The sequence below is a fragment of the Cupriavidus sp. genome (assembly GCF_057315035.1).
Map to the genome: position 1 here is coordinate 92,834 of NZ_DBHKYV010000032.1, position 6,182 is coordinate 99,015.

Annotated in this window: 7 protein-coding genes; 3 read left to right on the plus strand and 4 right to left on the minus strand. The window is 64.3% G+C overall.

Translation table 11 applies throughout. The features are described from left to right. Window positions 1–39 precede the first annotated feature (39 nt). From ACO550_RS29025 to ACO550_RS29035, 3 genes are read right to left on the minus strand one after another with little or no spacing between them, the layout of a single operon-like run. Window positions 40–423, minus strand: coding sequence for a DUF3325 domain-containing protein (locus tag ACO550_RS29025; RefSeq protein WP_315595823.1), 384 nt, complete (start codon window positions 421–423; stop codon window positions 40–42). Then, the gene (locus tag ACO550_RS29030; RefSeq protein WP_315595824.1) at window positions 420–2,054 is read right to left on the minus strand and encodes a PepSY domain-containing protein; all 1,635 of its coding nucleotides are present in this window, start codon (window positions 2,052–2,054) and stop codon (window positions 420–422) included. Before ACO550_RS29030 ends, ACO550_RS29025 begins: the two co-directional genes overlap by 4 nt. Then, complete coding sequence (locus tag ACO550_RS29035) at window positions 2,054–2,353, minus strand: DUF3649 domain-containing protein (protein ID WP_315595825.1); 300 nt, start codon at window positions 2,351–2,353, stop codon at window positions 2,054–2,056. The genes ACO550_RS29030 and ACO550_RS29035 overlap by 1 nt, the downstream gene beginning before the upstream one ends. 330 nt (window positions 2,354–2,683) lie before the next feature. Here ACO550_RS29035 and ACO550_RS29040 point away from each other — a divergent pair, with 330 nt between their 5' ends. Further along, window positions 2,684–4,264 carry a class I adenylate-forming enzyme family protein gene (locus ACO550_RS29040; protein ID WP_315595826.1) on the plus strand — a complete coding sequence of 527 codons (1,581 nt, stop codon included), beginning with the start codon at window positions 2,684–2,686 and terminating at the stop codon, window positions 4,262–4,264. Between the two features lie 8 nt (window positions 4,265–4,272). Beyond that, entirely contained in the window at window positions 4,273–5,130 is an 858-nt protein-coding gene (locus tag ACO550_RS29045; protein WP_315595827.1) for an IclR family transcriptional regulator, read from the plus strand. A gap of 12 nt (window positions 5,131–5,142) precedes the next feature. Here ACO550_RS29045 and ACO550_RS29050 read toward each other — a convergent pair whose 3' ends face one another. Next, window positions 5,143–5,646: an MgtC/SapB family protein gene (locus ACO550_RS29050; RefSeq protein ID WP_315595828.1), complete on the minus strand. Its 504-nt coding sequence runs from the start codon at window positions 5,644–5,646 to the stop codon at window positions 5,143–5,145. A gap of 89 nt (window positions 5,647–5,735) precedes the next feature. Between ACO550_RS29050 and ACO550_RS29055 the strand changes: the two genes are divergently transcribed. Continuing rightward, window positions 5,736–6,104, plus strand: a complete 369-nt coding sequence (locus ACO550_RS29055) for a 5-carboxymethyl-2-hydroxymuconate Delta-isomerase (RefSeq protein ID WP_315595829.1) — start codon at window positions 5,736–5,738, stop codon at window positions 6,102–6,104. Window positions 6,105–6,182 lie beyond the last annotated feature (78 nt).

Below are 6,182 nucleotides of genomic sequence, written 5' to 3' on the forward strand. Positions count from 1 at the left end.
AATGACGCATCGCTCTGATGACGATGCTCGACAACACCGCTAAGGCTGCATGAGCCACGGTGCGGCCATCGCGGCAACCACTCCCACCGCCATGGACATGCGGGCAAGGCGCGGGGTAGCGCCTGGCGCCCAGGAAAATGCGCCGACCACGGTCAGCGCACCGAGCGTCAGCAAACCCGCCCAGTAGATGACACCGAAGGCCCAGCCTTCGGCCAGCACACAGGCAGCCAGTGCGAGCACCAGCGCCAGTGCGCCCTGCCAACGCAAACGCACGACACGCGCTGGCGCCGGCACGCTGCCACGTCCGAACATGTCGGCATGGTGCCGATCGATGGCTTGCGCCAGCCACGTGAAACCGCCCACGCTAAAGCCGAAACCGGCCACACAGGCAGGCCAGATGGAAAGTGCCGAAGTGCCGCTCATTGCGATACCTCGCCAACGGGGCCCACTGCACGGGGTGCCACAGCCTTGCGCGGCACAGCGCCGCGCTTGCCAAGCATCCATGCGGCGCTACCAAGGCCAATGCCCAGCGCGAGCACGGTCAGGTCGAAGCCGGCGAGCACCGCAGGCCCATGAAGCAGCGTCACGCCGAGATGGCTCGATGTCGTCAGCGCATTGAGTAGCGGCAGTCCGGCAAACAACGCCGCGCCGGTCCATAGCTGGGCCCGCCACATCGCGCGTGTTGGCCGAACCTGTGCCAGCAACGCGGCCAGCGCCCATGCGCCAAAGAAGGCCTGGATCTCGGTGGCCGAACGTTGTGCCAGATCGACCGGCAACAATCGATTGGCCCAGAAATAGGTGCCGAAAGCGATCGGCAGCCCGGCAATCGCGCCCAGGTTCAGCGCCTCGACCAGCCGCAGCCCAAACGGCGTACGGCCTGTGGCAGCGATACGCCTGGCATGGCTCTGACGTGTCTTGACTGCCCACAGCAACGCACCGGTGGCCACCATCAGCGCGCCCGCGATACCGGACACAAAGAACAGTGCGCGCAGCAACGGCGGCGCGAAATGTGCCATATGCAATCCCACCATCGTGCCGTGCGTCTGGCTGGCCGGCGCCACGTCGTCGCCAAGCGTTGCCTTCAGTTCGCCGGTAGTGCCCGAGAACACCATGGTCGGTGCGGTCGAGCTGATGTCGCGGCCAGCGGCGCGCGTCATGGAGACGCTGGCACTGGCGTTATTAGGTTGTTCGACGGTAATCCGTTGCGGCGGCATGCCATGCCAGTGGGTCATGGCCTGTGCCAGCATCGGTCCGACCGGCGCCATCGGTGCGGCCTCCTTCGATGGCTTGACGCGCGGCGCGCGCACGGCCAGCTCGGCATTGAAGGCCTTGTCGTCGCCGTTGTACACGGCCTGGATTCCCCACGGCATGTACATGAACAGCAGCGTCACCAGGCCCGTATAGGTGATCATCAGGTGAAAAGGCAGCGCCAGCACGGCCACGGCGTTATGGGCATCGAGCCACGAGCGCTGCCCCTTGCGAGAGCGGAACGTAAAGAAATCCGCAAAGATGCGCCGGTGCGTGATCACGCCGCTGACAATGGCCACCAGCATGAACATGGCGCAAAAACCGATGATCCAGCGCGCCCAGAGCGCGGGCATGTAATGCAGATCGAAATGGAGCCGGTAGAGGAATTCGCCACCGCGGGTTTCGCGCGCGCCTGGAATTGGTTCGCCGGTGGCCGCGTCGAGCGTACGGTTTTCAAGACGTGCCCGGTTGGGCTTGCCGGCGTCCCCGGGCTTTGCCGGACGCAGCCAGAACAGCGAGATGGTCGGATTGCGATCATCGGGCAGCGAGATGAACCAGCGCTCGGCATTGGCGGCCTCGCGTTGCAGGAAGCCATAGGCGCGCTGCGCGGCAACCTCGGCAGGCACCTTCTCCTGCAGCGAAGCATGCAGCTCCGGCTTCATCCAGAGCGAGATCTCGTCCTTGAAGTAGCTGGCGCAGCCGCCGCAGAACACCAGGAACAACACCCAGCAGACCAGCAGGCCGGACCATGTATGCAGCCACGCCATCGACTGGCGCAGCCCTTGACCTTTCTTCAGTTCAGCCATCACGCACCACGCAGCGCAAACCAGCCAAGCGCGAGTACGGCGGCCGGCATCAACAGTCCAGACCACGCGCGCCACGCCGTGTCCGCGGCGAAGACCCACACCACGGCCAGTGCGAACCACAGGAACGACAACAAGGTGGCCGTCACGACGGCCTCGGGCCGCACCATGCCGGCCCAACGCACGAATACCAGCGACAGGCATCCCGTGGCCAGCGCGGCCACGGCATAGCCGCCCACGATTGCCGCCATCGCGCGTGAGGCGACCGCCATGCGATATCCGGCCGAAATGCCCTGCTTCATGTTCCTGCTATGTCCTGATAAAGAACGCACATGATAAGCGTTCTCATCTACGTTGTGTTCAGAGATGTCCGACAAGACGCATTAAGACGCATTAAAACGCTTATGGGCGACCAGACATTGGCAGACATGTCGCAGATCCGACATATCCGCTCGCCGAGTGCGGGCTTGTTCATGCCGATATTCGCACAGAGTTTTTTGTTAGTTCTGCTATGCAGAACCATGATTCCACCGTGCGGTTGACACTCGGCGGATATCGATGGGACGATCCAATGCATCGAATACCGGCGGCGCTCACCTGGTCGCACGCCGGACGCCTTGCCCGGAGACAACATGAGCAGTACCGCCACAAGCGTGGGCCATTCTGGCCCGGCATCCGCATCGTCCCAGTCCACCCCGCCGTTCCAGCCTGCCTTTGCCCGCCTGCACCAGACCATGGCGCCATGGGTCGCCAGCGATCCCGAGCGCGTGGCCGTGATGGATGCGCATGGCGCGCTGCGCTATGCCGAACTCGATGCCGCGGTGCGCCAGACCGCGCAGACGCTGACCGACCTGGGCGTGCGCGGCGGCGACCGCGTGGTGCTGGTTACGGAAAACAGCGTCGGCTGCGCGGTCATCCTGCTGGCCCTGAGCGCCATCGATGCCTGGTCGGTACCGGTCAATGCCCGCCTGTCGGCGCGCGAGATCGCCAACATCGTCGAACATGCCGGTGCACGGGTGACGCTGTACCTCGACAACGATTTCCCCGAAGCGCGCGAGCACGGGCTGGCGCGTGGCGCACAGTGGGCCGAATGGCCGCACGTGGGTCGCCTGCTGGTCAGTGCCGTGGATGAAGGCGTCACGCCCGAACCCGTGGAGGCCGATCCGCGCAAGCAGGTAGCGGCGCTGATCTACACCACCGGCACTACCGGCGCATCAAAGGCCGTGATGCTGACGCATGCCAACCTGATGTTCATCGGGCATTCCAACCGCATGCAGTCGCGCGTCAGGGCCGGCGACCGTGTTTATGGCGTGCTGCCGATCTCGCACGTCTATGGTTTGTCGGTGCTGCTGGTGGGCCCGGTGTCGAATGGCGCCACGGTCTGGTACGAGCCGCGCTTCCGCCCGGAAAAGCTTGCCCGTACCTTGATCGACCAGCAACTGACCGTACTGCACGGCGTACCGGCCATGTATGCCAAGGTGATCGAATGGAGCCGCGCCAATGGCCAGTCGGTGCGTACGCCATCGCTACGCATGGCGCAATCCGGTGGCGCACCGCTGACGGCAACGCTGAAGGCCGCGTTCGAAGACGCGTTCGGCATCGTGCTGAACAATGGCTACGGCATGACCGAAACCTCGCCTACGGTTTGCCAGACGCGCGTGGAACATCCGCGCAGCGACTGTTCGGTGGGTCCGGTGGTACCCGACGTCGAGATTCGGCTCGCTAACGAATTGCCGGACGGCAGTGGCGAGTTGCTGGTGCGCGGACCGAACGTGATGAAAGGCTACTATCGCCGCCCCGACCTGACCGCACAGACCATCGACAGCGATGGTTGGCTGCATACCGGCGACCTGGCCCGTATCGATGCCGACGGCGCGGTCTCGATCGTGGGCCGCTCGAAGGAGATCATCATCCATTCGGGCTTCAACGTGTACCCCGAGGAAGTCGAGCAATCGCTCAATGCCTTCCCTGCCGTGCTGCAATCGGCCGTGGTGGGCCGTACCGTGGAAGGCAACGAGGAAGTGATTGCATTTGTCGAAGTGCGCGGCGGCATGACGCTCGACGAAGCCGCCTTGCGCGCCTTCCTGCGCGAGCGCCTGTCCCCGTACAAGATGCCCGCTGAAATCCGCACGGTCGCGCAGTTGCCTGCCGCGCCGTCGGGCAAGATCCTCAAGGCAAAGCTGCGCGAGCAGCTTGCGTCCGGCAACGTATGAGCAGCCTCATGGAAGACACCCTGAACGACAATCTGGACGCCAACACGGGCGTTGATACGGTTGAAGATGCTGCCACGCCGGCACGCAAGGACAATCGCAAGGAAGACCGACACTTCGTCACCGCGCTCGCACGAGGCCTCGACGTACTGGCCTGCTTCCGCGGGTTCGACAGCGAGCTTGGCAACGCCGAACTGGCACAACGCTGTGGCTTGCCGAAATCGACGATCTCGCGTCTCACGCATACGCTGACCGAACTCGGCTACCTGCAAGGCCTGGTTGATCCCGTGCGCTATCGGCTGGGCAGTTCCGCGCTGGCGTTGGCACCTGCCGGCCAGCAAGGCACCGATGTACTGGCCGTGGCCAGGCCGTTCATGCAGGAGCTGGCGGAGTTGTCGCAAGGCGTGGCATCGCTGATCGTGCGCGACCGCGGCCGCATGCTGATTTTCGAGAACTGCCAGTCGGAGAGCTACCTGACGCTGCGCGTGCCGGTGGGTAGCCGCGTATCAGGCCTCAATACGGCGGCCGGCCGCGCCTATCTGCTAGCCTTGTCGCCAGCCGAACAGCGTCAGGCACTGGCAGCATTCCGTAGCGACGACAAGGTAAGCGCCGCGCAGGCCGAGGGCATCCTGTCGACTTGCCGCGACGAACAGCGCCGGCTCGGTTGCACGACCTCGTTTGGCGAATGGTTGCCCGATATCAACTCGATCGCCCATGCATTCCGGCCGGGCGCATCGCTGCCACCGATGACACTGAGCTGCAGCGGCCCCAATGCGCTGGTACCGCCCACGCATCTGCTGGAAAAGGTGCGGCCGCTGCTGCAAACCCACATCCGCAGGATCGAGGCCGCATTCGGCATCGCCGCCTGAAGGGTCGGCTGCTCACAGCAGCCGGTCATCGTCGGGATTGTCGGCAGGGCGATCCCCACGATCGGGCACCTTGTGCGTGATCTTGCTGTCCAGCCGTGCGTGCAGGCTGTTTTCAAAACGGCCACCGAGCCGCAGCAACAGCAAGCCAAGCGCCAGCGAGATCACCACGATCGCGTAGTAACCGGCACCGGACGCCGCGCCCAGGATGGCGGCCAGCCAGATACCGGCCGCCGTGGTCAGCCCCTGCGGCCGGTCACTTGCGCCATGCCGCGCGATCACGCCTACGCCCAGAAACCCCACGCCGGTCAGCAGGCCCTGCAGTACGCGCGACATGGCGTCCGGGGGATGCCCGTTCAATGACACCACGCAAACCGCGGCGGCCGCACCCAACGACACCAGCCCCAACGTACGCATGCCCGCCGCCTTGCCATGCAGGTTACGGTCCAGGCCGATAATGGCGCCGGCAGCCAGGCCACCTAGCAGACGCCAGAACAGTTCGAACGTGAATTGGTCCATGCCGCATAGCTTAGCGCGCCGCGCGTCGACAGGACAGCCGGGATTGCCGTACGATGCGTTATTCCCGGTTCTCAGACCTCATGGTTCCCATGCCCCATCTCGTTATCGAAATCACCGAAAACACCCGCCTGACCTGCTCGCAGGAGGAGTTGCTCGATGAGGCCAATGCCGCATTGCTGTCGAGCGGCCAGTTCCAGGAGCCTGATATCAAGTCGCGCTGCATCATGTTGTCGACGTACCGCCAGGGCACCGAGCACGCTGACCGCGCGTTCGTGCATGCCACGCTGCAGATCCTGGACGGACGCGACCAGGCCACGCGCAAGGAACTGGGCCAGTTGGTAGTCAATGCGATCGGGGAAATGGTGCGCCCGGGGGCCTCGGGGCAGACCGTGCAGGTCACGGTCAACGTCGTCGAGATGGAGCGCGCGACGTTTTCAAAGCAGGTTATCGGCGGCTGAGAGGTTCAGCTTACTGCTGGCTTGCTCTGTGGTGGTCTAATTTCCTCAGACAGGTCGATAGGTGGAAAATCACGATCG